Origin of the sequence: Aliiglaciecola sp. CAU 1673 (genome assembly GCF_029223185.1) — a bacterium.
Classification (GTDB): Bacteria; Pseudomonadota; Gammaproteobacteria; order Enterobacterales; family Alteromonadaceae; genus Bowmanella.
Genome location: NZ_JARHUG010000002.1, coordinates 1 through 18,400 on the forward strand (window position 1 = coordinate 1; position 18,400 = coordinate 18,400).

Here is an 18,400-nt window from a genome sequence, read left to right on the forward strand (position 1 = left end):
TCGCTACCGTGGACTGGATAAGGTCAATATGCAGTGTCTGCTGGCGGCCGCTTGCCAAAATATGAAGAAAATGGCCCTGGCCAGGGCGAGTTAAGGATACCGCCCCTAAATCACACCTAAAAATCCTGCAACAAGTCTTGAATCCTTCCCTCCGCCTTCCCTCAATCACGCTTAAGAAAAAATCAGCCAATCCCATCAATAGGTAAGGAGCCACGGAAAACTCACTGGATGGCCCTAAAAAACAAAACCCCACCAAAATGGTGGGGTTTATCATCAATCTGAGGCCCCACTGTGTGGGGCCTTTTTCGTTCTATACTGTGCCCAATTGAGTCTGCTTGTCATCTGTTACCAGCTGCAGGCGATACAATAACCAGATCCCGTGAAGGAGATCTCTTCTCAAAGATATCAGTGCAGAGGCCTTCAAACTGAAGGCCCGTGGTAGCGCATATTTAAATCTTCTTTGTTTCTGGGATGGGTTACCACCGCTTGCCATATTATGGATTTCACACCCAACTGCCTAAGGATTGGGCAAACGAGCCAGCAACCCTATCAAGGGACTTGCAAAGGCAAACAAAATCAGTAGACTGTGCAACCTCTTCGGTCGGCGTGTAGCGCAGCTTGGTAGCGCACTGTCATGGGGTGTCAGGGGTCGGAGGTTCAAATCCTCTCACGCCGACCAATTCCTTACCCCGCTTGATTCCTAGCGATTCAGCCTATATAACGGTTTCTCTTAATTTTTTCCTGGGGCACATTTCAGGGCACGTTAAGGGGCACAAACTGTGAAATCCGACACTAAGCATCTCATTCAAAACGACTCGGGCGTCTGGTTGTTTCGTCGACGCGTTCCCGAAAAACTAAAGAGATTCTTTCCAGGTCTGAAGTTCTTAAAGCAGTCTCTCGAGACGAAGAGCCTCACGCAGGCTCGCGTAAAACGGGATGCCCTAAATACGCAAATCGAACTAAAGCTCCAGGAAGAGACCTCAGGACTCTCTCTCAAGAACCGTTTCCAGGCCCTTTATACTGAGATGAAGCCTTTTTACGACGAAGGCCGTCGAATGGTCAGGGAAGGCAAATGGGACGAGAACTTCTTCTATGATTCTTTTGATCCCGATCTCCAGCGAAAAGAGAACGACGAGACCTACAAAGCCGCTTACTATTCGATTGTTCATAACGAAGTGCCAGAACGATTCAGGCTCAAGATCTCTGAACTGACATCCGAATGGCTAAAGGCCAACGAGGGAAAGAAGGACGAGAAATATTGCAGTACCGTACAGACAGCCTCTAAGTTTTTGATCGAATTCCTGGGGGGCGATGAGCTTCCGGAGAATGTGTCGCCAGGTTATGCCCAGGGCTTCCTCGATAAGCTTATAGAAGGTGGCCGGTCTTCAGGCACAGTTACCCACTATAAGAGCAAGCTTGCAGAGATTTGGCGATGGGGTCTCACTCGAGAGAAGTTCTCAGGGACTAACCCCTGGAAGGAGGTCAAAGTCGAGGCTCCTTCCGAGCAAAAAGAGCAAGACCACTTTAGAAACTTAACGACCAAAGAGGCGAGAATACTCCTCCAGGCGACCACCCTTGAGGCTCAGGGCGCTTCGTGGCCTTATCCGTTTACAACATTTGCCCTCGTCCGTCTTCTTCCCTTCCTTGGCTGTCGTCGAAGCGAACTAGGCCAAGCGATGAAAGACCAACTCCAGGAACATGACGGCCATTTATTCTTCGAGGTGCGCAAGGGCAAGACAAAGAACGCTCAAAGGATTATTCCGGTGAGTCCTGTTATCGAACCGCTTCTTCGAGAGACCGTGGACAGAGCGGGGGAGTCACCTTGGCTGTTCCCCGAAGTCGGAGAGGCCGAGGGAATGACGCCTTCTAAGGCTCTCAATTCTATCTCTAGCCATATCTCATCGATAACGAGTAACTTCGAGAAGGTTGAAGGGACAAAGGTCAGTCTTCACAGCTTGCGTGGACACTTTGCGACGGCGCTCGAGGAGATTGGCTGTCCGGAAGAGCTTGCGGTTAAGCTCGCCGGACATAAACGGATCTCTCTGACTTATGGCCTATACAGCAAGTACAAGAACAAGGAGCAGCTCTGGAAGTATATCGAGCAGATTCACAGGGCAGAGTGTCTTGAGGCTTGGGTAAGTTGAGGGGCATCGAAGTTCATTCTCCCAGAGCTTTCTCCAGTCGATCGGATAGTTGGGTCAACTGTGCTTGTTTATTAAGTTCGTTGTACTGGGTGAATCTTTCTGTTGCACAGAGTAAAATCTGGCATACAAAACTGACAATAGTGTCAAAACCATTTTCGATTGGCTCATTGATCAAGTGAGCAATTCCACCTTCTGAATCAAGCACCAAGTGGGACTCAAGACTTTTGAAATCAGAGTGACTATCTGCACTTCCGATCCTGTACATTGTATTGTACCAGTGAAGCATACCAGCCTTTCTAGCGACATCTTCAGTCTTGATTTGGAAATTCCTCAGCGCCTCATTATCTGGAAAAAGCTTTAGGAGATTTCTTTTTAAGTCTTGTTCACGCGCTTTTATTCTTTTGTATCCATCATTTGATTTACTACCTGTATAGCTATTGAGGTATCCATTGAGAGCGTTCCGCTGCCCCTTCAGTTCCCATTTCTCAAGCTCCGACCAAAAGGTTCTATCGTTTATTAGAGCAACCATTTGAAAGAGAGGGTCAAGGGAGCAGCGATATTGAGAGCTAGCTTGGACACTCATTCCTCTAGTCGCCAAGATGTAACATGACTGAGTGAAATTTAGGATTCGACAGAACAATGTGCCGATATGAAGTTTTACCACTTCGTCTTTAGGCAATCTGACCTCATATTGGACAGACCAAGCAAGTTGGTTCGCTTCAAGATAGATCGAAATAATCTCAGGGTATTTATTCTCGATTGTCTTTGTGACATCTAAAGGGTTTTCGACGAGAAATCCATTCTTTACAAAGTTCATTTATGAATCGGCGCAGGGGGAGTGACTTACCATTTTAACTCGAATGTTGACGACAATCTCATAGTTGTCAATGGCTTAGTTATCGATGTAACCTCCTCTTCTTTGGAAGCAGTGAGTTAAGGACAAAAATGTTCAAATTAAATACAGTGGCGTTTGTAGGACTTTTAACCGCAACTTCGGCAGTTGCCGAGCCTTCGAGTCAGTCTGTCATGATGCAATTGAGAGATACACCCGCATCTCAGTATGATCTCGGGCTCTTTAAACTGCAGTTAGCTGCATCTGCTCTGGGGGCCAGTATCAAAGACGAGTATATAAAGGGAACGAATTTTAGGATTGAAAGAGTTGGATTGCTTGAAGACATTGATCGTTTGGATATCGTTGTTTACTTAAAAGGCGACGCCAGAGATATGTCCCCTCAAGCGTGTCAAAACGTTAAAGAGAAAATAATAAACTCACCTAAATTCAGTTTTTCAGGTTCCAGCTTCTTTAAAGGGGTTTCTGCCGAAAAATTTGAAGAGTTGAATAGCAGCGTAGGGACAAAGATCGAGATAAGTTCGCGAGAAAACGACTCTTTTAAATTTGAGTGTTAACAACAAAAAGGGCTTTCCAAAACCCCTCCCAGAAATGAAACGACGGGGTGCGAATAACCCTCGGAGTAGGTCTCAGGAAGGACCCGCTCCGAAGGTCTCATCGACTCATCAGGCAGCGGCGAAGCTATCAAGCTCTCTAAGGATATTACTACGTTCCTCCCTCAGCATTGTCTCCTCTTCGGCTAACTGTACGAGGCGATCTCTCAGGGTTCTCTGTGCTGGAGATTCTGAATGATAGAGCCTCGCTAGCTCGATGAGGGTGCTGAAAGGAGACGCTTTCGGCTTACTCTTTCTCTTGTATCTCTCACGCGCTCTCTCGTTGGTACAGACCTTACATTGGGAACGTCTGGTGGGACCGTTTCGATGATACTGGGGGAGGCCTTTAGTTATGCCGCAGCGGGTGCATATTTTTACTCGGGTGTTCTTGCTCATGTTGACTCTGGATTTCAGTGGTAGGTTCTTGGATTGATGTATTCGATGATCCGACTGGGAAGCCGAAGCTCTCTATCAATTGAGAACGACGCGAACTTAATCACATTGACGATCCTCCACCCTGTATCGTGGTTTACTGCGAGGGTCTCACAGACACGTCTTGGGGTAATTCGCCCTCTAAGTGTGCATAGGGAACGGAATACCTTGTTCAGGCTCACGTAGTTGCTCGTAGATGTCTCTCGTTTGTCCCGCTCTCCAAGCACTCGGATCGCGCCCATGAGACAGTCATCAATCCAGACGCGTGGGCGTCCCTCGTTGTTCATGTAGACGGCAGGATCGACATCATCAAGAGGATTTTTAATGGTTAAGGGAGGTCGCCCTGGGCTCTTGGGAAAGGGGGGCTGAACCTCGTCGATAGGTTGTTGTTCGATATCTAGGAATTCGAATAGGTCTAGTTGTTCGTAAGACATGGCTAATTTATCTGGTAAATATAAGGGGATCGAAAAGACGCTCTCAGAGACAGGGGCGAATCGAAAATGAAGACGCTCCAGAGACCATTTTTCTCTCAACACAACAATCGGGAGCATTGGTCTTAAAAGTGGCGTCGAGACAGGGACTAAGTCCATCTCGCTTAGTTGGTATCGCTTCGAGTGGATCTCGACAGGCGTCTTTAAGGGGATGTCGTTTCGAATGGGGTTGCCAAGGAAGAAAAGAGCAACCCTATCGAAGCGAGGTTCTTTGGATCGAAAAGACAGAGCTTAACGATCAGTACCTCGTCTGACTCTCCAGCCATTCGATGTATCCATGAGGTTTGAATCGTTGGTAGCTGAGGTTGTGTCGATTCATCGCTCTTTCGCTGTCTTTGATATCAGCTCTCGCACTCGAAAGAAGGTATCGATAGACATCCTCAGCTTGGTTATGAGTCAGCTTGTAAGCTTTTTTAAGCCAATCCTTTGTCCTTGAGTTAAGGATAAAGGGCATATAGTTGCCGAAGTGATGAACGATGATCCGCACTCCTCCGCTCCCAAGTTTAAAGTCTGTGTCGGGGTCACCGGCTCTGGTCGAGAAGCTTGCTCCTTTGGCATCGTTTAGGGCTATCTCAAATTGAAGTTTGCTCATGGTTTGTCTCCATAGATTGTTGTCAATAGGGGATTTGGAATTGCCCCAGGAAAGATCCCCCAGGGCCTGCTCGATTAGACGATGCCGTCTACTTTCACGAAGCTGTCTTGATTTAGGATGAGGCAGTCGGCATCAAACATTGAGCGAACTCTTGTCATTCCCGCCTCAGGTTGTCCTTCCGGTGTGTAACTGTGAGCCAGGAATTCGATCTGATTTCCAGTAACTCCCAGTAAGTCTGAGAAGCGTCCCGCGACCAGTGTCCCTGTAGGCAGGTGGGACGAAACCAGCACTCGATTCAAGTCCATGTTTTTGAAGGCTCGAGCCGAGGTCTCTTCTCGCATCTTTTTAGCGACATCAACCGAAACGATGGCCGAGAGGCTTTCGATGCCTATTTTGTTAGTCTCCAGGGCTGATAGAGTGTCCGCGAAGATCTCTCTCATCGACGCTCTGGGAGAGATAGTCTGTGAAATGCTCTTCAGAAGGCCGTCAGGCTGATCAGGATTGATTGAGGAGTCTCCCGTTAAGAAAGCTATCTCCAATTGCTCTCGAATCGCTTTTGCTTGGGCGATATTTAGCTCACTGACCAAAGCTGGAACAAGTTTCCTCATTCGACGAGAAACCAAAGAGAAGACTCCTATCGTGTGGATCTGATAGGGGAAGTTGACGGTCGCTGGAGTGCTCTCGGGGATCTCAGCATTCTCTCCAAGCCAGGTTGCATTGACAGAACTTGAGAATCCGCCGATAAAGGGGGTGCCTTCGAAAAGACCACTCGTATCGATGCTCATCCCAGCCTGAGTTAATACGTTAGAGGATACGATCACTTGTCTCCAGGTCAGATCGTTTCGCTTGTTCGAGTTGGTGATGTCGGGGGAGTTGGCGACAGTCAGGTCTCGAAGCAAGGAACGGGAGGCGCTCTGAAGTTTTTCCTCTTCACCTTTTTGAACCAGGGGGGCATTAATCGAGACACTCAGAGTCGAGGGGGAAGGCTGACGAAAACCTTTGAAGTTGTCGTTTTGGTCGAAGGTTGGGATCTGCTCTGGTTGAGCGTTGTCTAAAAGTTCAGCGAAAGAACGGTTCTGTGTTGGTAATTGCATTTGTATACCTTGTGGGTTGGTTAATGGGATGGGCTGAGGGTGAGTTCGTGGCGTCGCCCTGAGTTAGTCGGAGAGACCAACCGTCACGAAACTATTTGGGAGTCTGGAATACGGCTCTCAGGTTGTCTCAGAGTCGTTCTCGGGTTCTTTAGGATCGAATGAAAAGTGTTTGAATTCTTTCGCCATAACAGCGTGACGATTCCTCATTAGTACATGGTTAATGTAACGAGCGAGCTTGAGACGGTCGGAGTCATAGTTATTCACCATATCGAACCATAAGAACAACAGATGCTTAACGACGTTGCTTGAAGAGATGTTTATTTCAGTGACTTCGTTCAGATCATTTTTCAGCGCATCGAAAAGATCAGCGACATGAGGATGAAACCCGATGTTGTGTGTTCTGGTTCCACTCGAAGACCTCATCAACAACTTATCGATAGCTAAATCAGTTTGTTGGTCGGATGGGATTTCAATCATTGGTATTTTCCTGTTAGTGGTGGAGGATTTATGTCCTGGCGACGCTCGCTTCGTGACCTAGCTTGATCAGATAGGAGATTGACGCTGAGACGGTGGGTTGAACTCCGGTTATCTCGGAGAGTTTGATCTGTGCGTCCAGAATGCGACGTTCTGTCGCGCTGTCTGCACTGAAGGCGAATCGACGGGATGTCGTTCCGTGTTCTTGGCGGTGCTTGAGTTGTGACATCGAGTGAACTCCTTATGTCCTAGTGATGTAAAGTTGCAAAAAAGATCCCTCATTCGTTGAGGAAGTCTTTAGGACGTCCTTAAGGACAGCCCCAGAGACCCAACGCCAACAAGTAAAGGGGGAATAGAGAGCCCGACAGCTCCAGGGGAGGAGAGGAACCTGGAGTCTTACGTCGGGGCTTTTGTTGTCGATGATGACCAAACGATGAGGGGGGCGTATATCAACGAGAGAAAACGGTGTGTTCTTTCTTCATGTTCGGAGGGACAATTCCTGAGCCCTTACCAGATAAGGCTTTGAACTAATCGACGTAGTCGTCTTAAAGACGGGTCGAAAGGGTTGGTCTCTAGAATTCACTTCAGCCTGTTCTTTCTTCTGTACGGAGGGACAATTCCGGAAGCCTTATCTTGGCAGGGATTGAGCGTTTCGGTTATTCGTCAGATTCAAAGAGGGATGGAGCGAATACTTTCTTCAAAAAGGAGCGATATATCCTAATGGGAAATTCTATGCACTGGCCAAGCAAACTACTTCGAGCTTTTATCGTTCTTTCCATTGTGAATGCCTACATTTTTTGGATCTCTCTATTCGCTGAGAGCTCTGGTTCTTTTCTGTCTGAGTTTCCTAAATTTAGAGTCTTCAGTAATATTTAACTCTCAATGTACTTGTGATTTTGAGGATGACCTGGGATGAAGTACGTACTAATGGCCGCAGCTATTTCATTGCTCCATATCTCTTGCTCTGAAGCAACTGAAGTAGATGCTTACGATAATTTCGAAGGAAAGTTGATTGAACTGAGAAGCGGGGTTGGTTTGCATACCCTAGCTTTAAAACTTGACACAAAAAGACCGAGTAGTTGCGAAGATGCTCGAAATGAGTTTTTCATAATCCCTTCAAGTAATACTACAGCAATAATGATAGCGGCTGGGGCGAGTAAAAGAGATGTTCTGAGGGGGAGGGCTTTTCTTGATGCTAGCTCAAAAGATTGCATGGTAGAGAGAATCATCCGAATACCTCAATGAATGCAATCTTAAGTATGTGAGAGCGTTTGATGTAGTCCAGGGACCTCTTAAATGCCTGTTTTTAAAAATGGCATAGAAAATACACTATCCTGAGACTTTAGAGGTTTCTTATTACGACTTATCTCTGTGCCTCCCAATATATATAAGGGACGGGGACAGGATGATTATTGGGATTTCCGAACCAATTAGCTCATCAACCTGCTCATCGTCCATTAACGGTTCCCATCGATAGCTGAGAGTATCTCTCAGTCTGATGTTATGTATATCCCCAGGACGAGCTCCAAAAATCATCTCGTCGAAATCTTCGGGATAAACTCCTCTCGATTCAAACTGCTCATCCTCAAAAAGGTAATCCATGAGGATGTCCTGGAGCTCCATAGGTAGCTCTGTCACAGAAGTCTGAGGCGCTAATAAAGCCTCTAGATGACGCATGGCAGAGATTTCGGTGCCTTGAGTATCCAGCCACTCTGCAGAGCCTATCGAAGCTCTGAGGACGGCCTGAGCGTCTACTCCCAATGAGAGAATTGAGTGGGCGTTGCTAGTGGTTCTTTTCATTGATTTTAGTCTCCAGAAAGTTCTACTCAGAAGGCATCCTAGGAGGTTGGGAATGATGTCGTCAACAGGTGTAACTTTCTGAAAAATAATGAATAATCCCGCTGGTGGGACAATGTGTCCGACATCCTTTTCTAGGGTGGAGGCCTGCTGAGGAGGAGAGGCGTTCAAGGATTAAGATTGTCCCCGAGAGTCAGCCTAAAATTTTTTTGAGATTTTTTCAGAGGGGCTCACCTCAGCTTGCAATTTGATCAATTGATTTAGCGAGACACTCAGTTGACCATTGTCGGGGATCTTTCTCCCTTCGAGTATCTTCCAGATCCTTTCTCCCGAGCCGTTGTATATTTCATCGAATGAGCCGTCCTTGTGGAGTTTAATCACGATGACGGACTCTGGAGCTGTCTTGACGCCGTCATAACGGAACGCGACAGAAGTTGACTGAGTGCATTTAATTTCGACTTCCTTCCCGCATGGAGAGATGGCATCGAAGCCAGCGTTTGAAGCTGTCATAAGATCGAGGCCATACAGGTCAGCGACCAGGACCTCTCCTAGGCTTCCAACCATATGTCCATCTGGAGTGAAGTGACGCCCTGTCATCTCATGTAGCCTCTGAACGATGTCGTATAGCTGACGGATTAGTTCCTTCAGTTTGTCGTGGTCGATCTGCATCTATAGTTGTCCTTCCAAAAATTCTCTCTTAACTTGAATCTCTTAGATCTCAGCTTACACAAGGAAACGCTATGGATAACTCAAAACTTCAAGAGAACTCCGGGTCAAAAAAGAAAGGAGACGAGACAAACGTCATTTGGCTCATTGGTGCAATGATGGCTGTTGTGATGATGTGGCTCATAAACGGTTTTATTTATCCTCTTTTCGTTACCGGACTCAATGATAGGGCTCTTAACGGTGATGCTTTCGGAGCCGTAAACTCTCTGTTCAGTGGATTAGCCTTTGCGGGTCTTATCTACACCATCTTGATGCAAAAGAAAGAACTGCAACTTCAGCGCGAAGCGTTGAGCAGACAACATGAGGAAATGCAGGAATCCAGAGGAGAGCAGGAGTTGCAAAATCGAATTCAAACAGTTCAAGTTGAGTCTTTGATCAGGCAAATGACAATTGCAGGCTTAGAAGCGAGGATTCAGGCTTTGAAACTAAACGGCCACAAGGCTGACAGCCCAAAGGTGGCGGCTGATGCTGTAATAAAGATTGTAGAGTTGTCCGACCAAATACTAGAACAATCTCGTAAAGCAGCAGATTCTGCTAAAGACCTGATCAGGAAATCTTCGCTATAAAAATTTAAGTATGGGCATAAATAACTTTAAGGGCACAGGGAGGGGCACGTTATGGGGCACATAAAATGTCTAACCCATTGAATTTATTGGCTTGTTTTTCGCATTTCTCGCACTGTCATGGGGTGTCAGGGGTCGGAGGTTCAAATCCTCTCACGCCGACCAACTTCTCTCTTGTTTAGATACCCACTTAACTCAAAAAAACACTCAGAAGTCTATGAACCTTCGACATGAGCGCGATAGCGGTCACAGTCGGAGTTCACTAAAACGCCTGGAGCGTTTTAGAACATCGTCTGCAAGACGATGGCCCGAAGGGCGGAGGGCAGGAGCCCGGAGTAAATCCTCTCACGCCGACCAACTTCTCTCTCTTCCCCAGATTGTCTCTGAATTTTCAAAATACTCAGAACTGTCGGAACCCTCGACATGAGCGCGCTAGCGGTCTCGGTCGGAGTTCACTAAAACGTCTGGAGCGTTTTATTCGCCACTTCCATGTGGCTCACCTGCAAGCAGGCCAGCTGAAGCTGTTCTGATTTGCTCCATGCAAATCTTGGAGAACATCGGCGGCAAGACGATGGCCCGTAGGGCGGAGCACAGGACGTGCGTAGTACAAATTCGTCTGGAGCGTTTTATTCCCCACCTTTCCCTACAACATCCTGTTTTCGCTCAAGGTCCTGGCCAGACTTTCCTTGCCTGACCGTATGCTGTGAAAATTGCTGTGTGCACTCGCAATTTCTCGTTCACAGCATACCCCTATAGCTCACTTGCTTTGCAAGCTGGCTAAAGCCGTTCTGATTTGCTCCAAGCAAATCTTGGTGAAGATCGTCTGTAAGACGATGGCCCGCAGGGCGGAGGGCAGGGTGAAAGCGGAAAAGAAACAGCAAACAGTTTTGCTGTTTCCCGATTGAACGACCTGAGCTCTGAGAAGGGCTGGATCGGCAGGAGTACAAATTCGTCTGGAACGAATTTGAACAGCTTTAGCTGGCCCATCGGGTGGAGTACAGGACGTACGGAATAAAACTCTCACGCCGACCAACTTCTCATTGCCCAAAGTCCCGCTATTATTGGGCTACAGACAAGCACCAAGAGCTAAAACTCGCGAACTACTCACGCAGATGACCTACCCAGATTTGTGTGTGTGCGCCAGCGCACAGAAGGGTGCTGGCTTTATTGATACACTACCAACTCAATGGCAGGCAGCACGGCTTGCAATAAGGGATAGTGATGTCAGGCAATCCTTCTTAAAAGAAATACAACCTTCTGATTTATTTAGCGATCCTTGGCAAAAGCAAACATTTAGCTTGGGTAAAGTGCCGCTAGAACTGCATCCTCAGCAAGCAAAGAAGCAGGCACAAAGTGCTAGTCAAAGATCGATGAATCTTACCAACCGCAAATAGGTTACATAGCAATTATCAGTATCCTGCGGCTGCTTCCCTCAGATGTGGGCGAGTCACGGCCATGTATCCAGTTTACACAGGCAATCAGCGCAGCCTGAATTGCCGCAAATCAAGGTCAACGTCAATGAAACAGATAAGTGAAGTGGATCGCCAAAAGATGCGCCAATATGGGATCAGCGAAACCAGCAAAACCCTCTATTGGTACAACAATTACTGCTATGAAAAGCTTCAGGACGCCATTAATTATGCACAATTGGACGCTATTCGAGGCGTCAAGCAGCCTGAACCCCCGACAATGAGTAGTGCCAAATAGCATGCTAGTGAATGGCCCTAACGGACATGGCCAAGACGACAAACTGCAAAACCTGCCCCCTGAGCTAATCGATTGGGTCAACAAACCGCTGGCGCGCTTTTTCCATATTGAAACGGCCGCCGCAGGCATCTTGCTCGTGGTGACCATACTGGCTCTGTTACTGGCCAATTCTCCCTGGTCCGAACAATTCCTGGCGCTTTGGAAGGTAGAGCTGGGGATAAGCCTGGGGCAATTCGGCATCCATCTCTCTCTGCTTGAGTGGATAAACGATGCGGTCATGACCCTGTTCTTCTTTGTCGTCTCCCTTGAGCTTAAACGTGAGTTGGTGTTAGGAGAGCTGCGTCAACCGCGCCAGGCCTTGTTGTCTGTCAGCGCGGCCATTGGTGGCATGGTTGTTCCCGCCGGTCTTTATCTATTGGTGTTGTGGGGGCAACCGGGCGCACAGGGATGGGGCATGGTAATGGCAACCGACACGGCCTTTGTGATTGGCTGCCTGGCATTACTGGGTAAGCGTATTCCCGTGCAACTAAGAGTGTTTTTGTTGTCCTTAGCCATAGTGGATGATATCGGTGCCATTCTTGTGGTTGCTGTGGGGTACGGTGAGAGCCTGAATCTTCAGGCATTGGTTTTGGCTGCAATTGGTCTATTGATAATCAAAGGCATGGGGTTACTTGGCATTCGTAACTTGATGCTGTACTTCCTGATGGGGGCGGCGATCTGGCTGGCCATTGAACACTCCGGTATTCATCCCACTGTGGCCGGGGTGGTACTGGGGTTGATGACCCCAACATTGAGATGGGTCAGTGACGAACGCTTGCACCAAATTCTGGAAAATGTTGTCGCACAACCGTCTGGAGCGAATTGGGGTGGCATTGGTTTGGCCAGAATGCAACTGCGTACTGCCGAAGCCGCGGCCAGAGAAGCTTTGTCGCCGGTCGAACGCTTGGAGATCTTACTGCATCCCTGGGTAGGTTTTCTGGTGATGCCGCTTTTCGCCTTTGCCAATGCAGGGGTTCCCTTTGCACAGACCAATATCTTAGATCCCCTGGTGTTGAGTATTGTGCTGAGTTTGCTGATAGGTAAACCGCTGGGGATTTTCCTGTTTACCTGGATGGCAGTGCGATTGAAGATCGCGGTGCGCCCTCCAGAGTTAAGTTGGTCTTTAGTGGTGGCAGGCGGATGCTTATGTGGTATCGGTTTCACCATGGCCTTGTTTATTGCCGGATTGGCCTTTTCGCCGACCCAGATGAATGACGCTAAATTTGGCATCCTGCTGGCGTCGGCGATTTCAGCAGTTACCGGGCTTTTGTTGGTTTTATTGTCCACAGGCCTTGCCAAGCCAAATCAAGACCTATTAGAGGCGCCGAGACGGTGAACATTTCGATTAACCCGTCCAATCAAGGGGCCGCAGGATGAAACGCCTTAAGGTTATCCATCAGACCAGCTATCAGTTTTCTGACTCGGTACAACTGCAACCCCATGGGTTGCGGCTTAGGCCCCGTGAGGGCCATGACCAGCATATTGAGTCGTCAAGGCTTACCATAAACCCTCCTGCCAGCCTGCGCTGGCATCGTGATGCGGAAGGCAACTCGGTGGCCATCGCCTCTTTTGATACGGCGACAAACCATCTGTCCATCGAGAGTGAGACAGTGGTGCAACAGTTCGATGTTGCGCCGCAAGATTGTTTGGTGGCTGACTATGCGGTGAACTATCCATTCAATTACCTGGAAGAGGATAGGGCGTCATTGTCCTGCTACATGGCGAATGCCACGTCTCCTGGCTGTGCGTCGGTAGGCAATTGGGTTGGCGAAGGCGAAGACACACAGGGAATGCCGATCTTCTCATTGTTATTGCAATTAAATCAGCGCATCTATCAAGGCATTGCTTATCGCGTTCGTGAGGAAGAGGGCGTGCAAAGCCCGCAGCAAACCCTTGAGTATGGTACAGGGTCATGCCGGGATATGGCCGGATTGTTTATGTCTGCCGCCAGGCGATTAGGCTTTGCGGCAAGATTTGTCAGTGGTTATATCTACACCAATGACATCGTCGTCCAGTCCGGCTCAACCCATGCCTGGGCGGAGGTATTTATACCCGGTGCAGGCTGGAAGGGGTTCGATCCTACTTTCGGAACGCTGGTCGGCGTTGAGCACATTGCCGTGGCCGTCGCCAGAGAGCCACAATCCATTCCACCTATCGCCGGTAGCTTTTACGGTACGCCTTTTTCATCCATGAGCGTGAATGTCTGGGTGTTGGATGTCGGCTGAGTGCTAATTTGGGGTCAGTAGCTTTTCTATTTGTTACCTTCATCTGTCTCTGTTGTCCCGCAGGGCGAAGCACAGGAAGTGCGCAGTACAAATTCGTCTGGAACGAATTTGAACAGCCGAAGGCTGGCCCGCAGGGCGAAGCACAGGACGTGCGGAGTACAAATTCGCCTGGAGCGTTTTATTCGCCACCTTTCCCTACAACATCCTGTTTTCGCTCAAGGTCCTGGCCAGACTTTCCTTGCCTGACCGTATGCTGTGAAAATTGCTGTGTGCACTCGCAATTTCTCGTACACAGCAAACCCCTATAGCTCACTTGCTTCGCAAGCTGGCTAAAGCCGTTTTGATTTGCTCCAAGCAAATCTTGGTGAACATCGACGGCACGACGATGGCCCACAGGGCGGAAGGCAGGAAGCCTTGTGTAAATCCTCTCAAGCCGATAATTTCTCTCTTTCGTCTTTAAGACCGCCAATCCTCCAACAAGATCATTAACTGAGCCGCAGATTCATTTTCCATAGCGGCAGTGCACGCCATATACTCTTGTCTGTAAGCGTTTTTTCAAGGTTGTCATTGAAGTGAGTATGAAAGTGTCGCGCACAATGGCTTTTCTATGCCTATTCGGCACCAGGCGCGAGAAACGACAGTGCTGTCATCCAAGGCTTTGGGTGTTTGGCGCCATCATGGCAATCTTTTCTGCCTCTTTGGCTGCCAAGGAAATCACCATCGCCTTAGTCGGCAAAACCAAAAATGACAGCTTCTATCTTCAGTCTTATAAAGGCTGTATTACCTTTGCGGCAAGCCATCCTGATGTTCAGTGTGTTTATGATGGCGCTGCCGACTACCAGGATGTGCGAAGCCAGGTGATTGTCGTGAATGAGCTGGCAGAAAGCGGTATCGACGGATTACTGATTTCAATTTCTGACTCCGCCCACCTGGCCAGAGATGCGTTACAGATTTTGGCGAAAAAGAACATACCTGTAATCACCTTTGACTCAGATTTATTACCCGAACATCATCAATATCGTTTGGCCTATGTGGGTACCAATAATTTTGATTTTGGCGTGGAATTGGGCGAGGCCGCAAAAGCGTTTAAACATGTACCTTTGCAGCAAATTTGTATTCAGTCTGGGCACCAAACCACGCCCAATCTGAATGCCAGGATAGCGGGTGTGCGCTTTGCCTTGTCCGGTCAACGCGAGGACAGACTGACCGGCCAAAATGGCTGGCAGGAAAATGATCGTTGCCCCTTATACAGTCTGGGGCGTCGGCAGGATGCGCTTAATCAGCTGTTGCTGATGTTGCAAAAAGAACATCCGCCAATCTTTCTGGCGGTGGCGGGTTTTGCCCAGTTCAATCCTGATTACGCAGATAAAGTGGCGCCCTTTAAACAGGCGATATCCTCTGGTAAATCGGTGATTATTTCAGCCGATACCGAGGACAGCCAACTGGTGGTTTTAAATCAAGGGTTGTCCACGGTCAATATCGGCCAAAAGCCCTTTGAGATGGGCAGGTTAAGCGCCGAACTAATGTATCAGTACATCAAAGAAGGCAAAAAGCCTGCACAGGAATTTTATTACCTCGACTACCATTATTGCCGTCAGGACAATACGGATACCTGCACCACCAACTTCTAGCCCTCGCCATTCATCATTTTCCTTCATTAAGCTTTACTTATGGGGACAATAAGAATTTATGCTTTGTTTCTGTCGCTTCCGTTGCTGATACTGCCAATAATGTTTTTTACCGGAGTATGAAGGATTAATGGAAGCGTTATTGAATAGTGAAGCCAAGCAAAAGAATAAACTGGAAGTGATTAAATTAGCCGCCTTCGCCGATGGCATGCAAGGCGGTAATCCGGCTGGAGTGGCTATTGTAGAGGCATTCCCAAGCGAGCAGGAGATGATCCGCCTTGCCGCCGAGGTGGGCTTCTCCGAAACGGTCTTTGCCGTCCCCCAGAACAACGGATTTCGCGTACGCTATTTTTCGCCAGCCACAGAAGTGGCCTTTTGTGGTCATGCTACGGTTGCCCTTGGTTACGCCCTGTTTCGCCAATACGGTTCCGGTACCCATCAACTGGTACTTAATCATGCCAATATCAGTGTCAGTGCCGACAATTCCGGCCGTATAACGCTGATTTCACCCTCCACAACGTCGCGCCCCGCTGACCAGAAGTTGCTTGAAAAATACCTGCCAATCTTTGGCTTAAAGGCTGGCGACTTATCGACAGACATCCCCCCTGGCATTGCCAATGCCGGTAATGATCATTTGGTTCTGGCCCTCAACGCAAAGCAACGGCTGGATGAAATGGCTTATGACTTTGAACGGGCCAAGACCGCCATGCAGGAAGACAACCTGGTGACGGTGGCACTTCTTTACCAGGAATCACCAGTGCTGATGCATTTCCGTAATGCCTTTGCTTATGGTGATGTGTATGAAGATCCTGCTACCGGGGCGGCTGCTGCAGCGGTAACCGGCTATCTGAGGGAGCAAAAATTACTGACCTTTCACAACAGCAAAGCCAATCTGCGCTTCTTGCAAGGCCACAAGATGGGCGTGCCTTGTGTGCTGGATGCCTGTGCCAGTAACAGCAAAGGAGAGGGCATCGCTCTTAGTGGCCTGGTGCGGGTGCTCGGATAGCACCCGACACAGCATGTAGCATCCTCAATCTGGCCTTTCGGTTATCCTTTTGTCTATACTGGTCGGTTCTTGACAACCAGGGATAAAACAATGAAAAACAACATGTTAGTTTCACTGCTGGTGTTAGGGGTAAGCCTGCCTCTGGCGGCAGTGGAGACCCGGACAGCCAATAACGGCCAGTTGGTGATGGAAGATGTGCCTGCCATACCGCAAGCGATCGTCGATGATTTAAACCGCTATCAAAATGTGCGCTCTGCGCCGTTCAGAAGTTTTAGTCACAATGGCCAAAGTCTGTATATCACCACCCGTTTTGGCGATGTGGATCAGCTGCACCGGGTTGACAAACCCGGCGGGGCGCGCCACCAACTTACCTTTTTTGATGAGCCTTTAGGTGCCATTGAACGTCGTCCAGGCAGTGATGATATTGCCTTTACCATGGACGCCGGCGGCAGCGAAAACGCACAGATTTTTTTGTTTGATCCCAAAGACGGCAGTAGCCGCATGCTAAGTGATGGTGAGTCGCGTAACGGCGCTATTCTTTGGAGCAATAAAGGCGACCGACTGGCCTTCCAGTCTACCCGTCGAAATGGCGCCGCCAATGATCTCTGGGTGCTGGATCCGGCCCATCCCGATAAGGCGGCCATGGTTCTGGAGTCCGCCGATGGTAGCTGGTGGGGGCCGTCCGATTGGAGCAGTGACGACAGTCAGCTTCTGGTGCAGCAGTATGTCAGTGCCAGCGACTCGCGTATTTATGTGCAAAGCGCCAACGGTGGCGAACGCAAATTATTGGCAGGCTCTGCCGAGTCCCCCTCGGTAAATTTTGCCATGGCCTTTGATGCAAAAGACAACGGCATGTTTTTTGTGACTGACCGTTTCGGCCAGTTCCAGCAGTTGGCCTATCAAGCCTTTGATGGTCTTGAACCTAAGCTGATCACGGCCGATATCCCCTGGGATGTAGACGGTTTTGCTATCAGCAAGAAGGGCGATCGCGCCGCTTTTCTGGTCAACCAGGACGGCTTCCATGCTCTCTATTTACTGGATACCAAAACTTATAAGTATAAGAAGGTGCAGGGATTGCCCATTGGCCTGGCCGGCGGCCTGCATTTTGACGAAAAGGGCGCCAAACTGGGCCTGACCCTGAATACGGCGCAAACGCCCAGCGACAGTTTTGTTCTGGCTTTGGGTAAGGAGGCGCTGGATTATGGCGAGCTGACGCGCTGGACTTACAGCGAAGTAGGCGGACTCAATACCGACAACTTTGTGCAACCCGAACTGGTGCGCTTTGAGTCATTCGATAAGCGTCAGATCCCCGCCTTTGTGTATAAACCGGCCAAGCCAGGTCCCCATCCCGTGGTGATCAGCATTCATGGTGGTCCTGAAGCCCAGTATCAACCGGCTTTCTCCAGCACTTTCCAGTTGTGGGTGGAAAAACTCGGGGTGGCGGTCATTGCGCCCAATGTGCGGGGCTCTACGGGTTATGGCAAAGAGTATCTGAGCCTGGATAACGGCTATCAGCGGGAAGACTCGGTTAAGGATATTGGTGCCTTACTGGATTGGATTGCCACCCAACCCGACCTGGATAAGCAGCGGGTTGCGGTGTTTGGCGGCAGCTACGGCGGCTATATGGTGCTGGCCAGCGCCGTACATTACAGCGACAGGTTAAAAGCGGCAGTGGATATTGTCGGTATCTCTAACTTTGTGACTTTCCTGGAAAATACCGAAGATTACCGTCGTGATTTGCGCCGGGTGGAATATGGTGATGAGCGCGATCCTAAGATGCGTGACTTCCTGCAGCGTATCAGTCCCAACAACAATGTGGATAAAATCAAGGTGCCCCTCTTTGTGGTGCAGGGGCAAAACGATCCCCGTGTGCCGGTGACCGAAGCCGAGCAGATTGTGGCCTCGTTACGCAGCGCCGGCAAGCCGGTGTGGTATATGAATGCCCTTAATGAAGGCCATGGCTATCGCAAAAAGGAAAACCGCGATATCTACCAACAGGCCGTGGTGCTGTTCTTCCGGCAGCATCTGCTTTAAGTCCT

At 49.0% G+C, this 18,400-nt stretch carries 17 protein-coding genes and 1 tRNA gene; 12 read left to right on the top strand and 6 right to left on the bottom strand.

Annotation, left to right across the window (positions count from 1 at the left end):
* Window positions 1–602: 602 nt before the first annotated feature.
* Both P2G88_RS01815 and P2G88_RS01820 read left to right on the top strand, forming a co-directional pair.
* Window positions 603–679, top strand: a tRNA-Pro gene (locus tag P2G88_RS01815).
* Between the two features lie 100 nt (window positions 680–779).
* Window positions 780–2,144, top strand: coding sequence for a tyrosine-type recombinase/integrase (locus P2G88_RS01820; protein ID WP_275793919.1), 1,365 nt, complete (start codon window positions 780–782; stop codon window positions 2,142–2,144).
* Between the two features lie 13 nt (window positions 2,145–2,157).
* On the opposite strand, the gene P2G88_RS01825 is transcribed toward P2G88_RS01820, so the two are convergent.
* Entirely contained in the window at window positions 2,158–2,961 is an 804-nt protein-coding gene (locus tag P2G88_RS01825; protein WP_275793920.1) for a DUF5677 domain-containing protein, read from the bottom strand.
* Window positions 2,962–3,089: 128 nt separating this feature from the next.
* Between P2G88_RS01825 and P2G88_RS01830 the strand changes: the two genes are divergently transcribed.
* Complete coding sequence (locus P2G88_RS01830; protein WP_275793921.1) at window positions 3,090–3,551, top strand: hypothetical protein; 462 nt, start codon at window positions 3,090–3,092, stop codon at window positions 3,549–3,551.
* Window positions 3,552–4,748: 1,197 nt separating this feature from the next.
* Here the strand turns inward: P2G88_RS01830 and P2G88_RS01835 are convergent.
* The 3 genes from P2G88_RS01835 to P2G88_RS01845 form a co-directional block, all read right to left on the bottom strand.
* Entirely contained in the window at window positions 4,749–5,102 is a 354-nt protein-coding gene (locus P2G88_RS01835; RefSeq protein ID WP_275793922.1) for a hypothetical protein, read from the bottom strand.
* A gap of 74 nt (window positions 5,103–5,176) precedes the next feature.
* Window positions 5,177–6,196 carry a phage major capsid protein gene (locus tag P2G88_RS01840; protein ID WP_275793923.1) on the bottom strand — a complete coding sequence of 340 codons (1,020 nt, stop codon included), beginning with the start codon at window positions 6,194–6,196 and terminating at the stop codon, window positions 5,177–5,179.
* Window positions 6,197–6,313: 117 nt separating this feature from the next.
* A complete protein-coding gene (locus P2G88_RS01845; protein ID WP_275793924.1) occupies window positions 6,314–6,673 on the bottom strand; it encodes a hypothetical protein in 360 nt (119 codons plus the stop codon).
* A 909-nt stretch (window positions 6,674–7,582) separates the two neighbouring features.
* Here P2G88_RS01845 and P2G88_RS01850 point away from each other — a divergent pair.
* A complete protein-coding gene (locus P2G88_RS01850; RefSeq protein WP_275793925.1) occupies window positions 7,583–7,915 on the top strand; it encodes a hypothetical protein in 333 nt (110 codons plus the stop codon).
* Window positions 7,916–8,026: 111 nt separating this feature from the next.
* Here P2G88_RS01850 and P2G88_RS01855 read toward each other — a convergent pair whose 3' ends face one another.
* Together P2G88_RS01855 and P2G88_RS01860 are read right to left on the bottom strand one after the other, a co-directional pair.
* A complete protein-coding gene (locus tag P2G88_RS01855; protein ID WP_275793926.1) occupies window positions 8,027–8,470 on the bottom strand; it encodes a hypothetical protein in 444 nt (147 codons plus the stop codon).
* A gap of 195 nt (window positions 8,471–8,665) precedes the next feature.
* Entirely contained in the window at window positions 8,666–9,136 is a 471-nt protein-coding gene (locus tag P2G88_RS01860) for a hypothetical protein (protein WP_275793927.1), read from the bottom strand.
* 71 nt (window positions 9,137–9,207) lie between these two features.
* On the opposite strand from P2G88_RS01860, the gene P2G88_RS01865 reads away from it, so the two are divergent.
* The 8 genes from P2G88_RS01865 (at window position 9,208) to P2G88_RS01900 (ending at window position 18,395) form a co-directional block, all read left to right on the top strand.
* Entirely contained in the window at window positions 9,208–9,759 is a 552-nt protein-coding gene (locus P2G88_RS01865) for a hypothetical protein (RefSeq protein WP_275793928.1), read from the top strand.
* 1,109 nt (window positions 9,760–10,868) lie between these two features.
* Entirely contained in the window at window positions 10,869–11,150 is a 282-nt protein-coding gene (locus P2G88_RS01870; protein WP_275793930.1) for a hypothetical protein, read from the top strand.
* Between the two features lie 124 nt (window positions 11,151–11,274).
* Complete coding sequence (locus P2G88_RS01875) at window positions 11,275–11,463, top strand: hypothetical protein (RefSeq protein WP_275793931.1); 189 nt, start codon at window positions 11,275–11,277, stop codon at window positions 11,461–11,463.
* A 1-nt stretch (window position 11,464) separates the two neighbouring features.
* The gene (gene nhaA / locus P2G88_RS01880) at window positions 11,465–12,838 is read left to right on the top strand and encodes a Na+/H+ antiporter NhaA (protein ID WP_275793932.1); all 1,374 of its coding nucleotides are present in this window, start codon (window positions 11,465–11,467) and stop codon (window positions 12,836–12,838) included.
* Window positions 12,839–12,875: 37 nt separating this feature from the next.
* Window positions 12,876–13,727, top strand: a complete 852-nt coding sequence (locus P2G88_RS01885; RefSeq protein WP_275793934.1) for a transglutaminase family protein — start codon at window positions 12,876–12,878, stop codon at window positions 13,725–13,727.
* Window positions 13,728–14,404: 677 nt separating this feature from the next.
* Window positions 14,405–15,358 (top strand): substrate-binding domain-containing protein, encoded by a 954-nt coding sequence (locus P2G88_RS01890; protein ID WP_275793935.1) that lies wholly within the window; start codon window positions 14,405–14,407, stop codon window positions 15,356–15,358.
* Between the two features lie 127 nt (window positions 15,359–15,485).
* Complete coding sequence (locus P2G88_RS01895; RefSeq protein ID WP_275793936.1) at window positions 15,486–16,361, top strand: PhzF family phenazine biosynthesis isomerase; 876 nt, start codon at window positions 15,486–15,488, stop codon at window positions 16,359–16,361.
* 90 nt (window positions 16,362–16,451) lie between these two features.
* On the top strand, window positions 16,452–18,395 hold the full coding sequence (locus tag P2G88_RS01900) for a S9 family peptidase (protein ID WP_275793937.1): 1,944 nt from the start codon (window positions 16,452–16,454) through the stop codon (window positions 18,393–18,395).
* The last annotated feature ends 5 nt before the right edge of the window (window positions 18,396–18,400 follow it).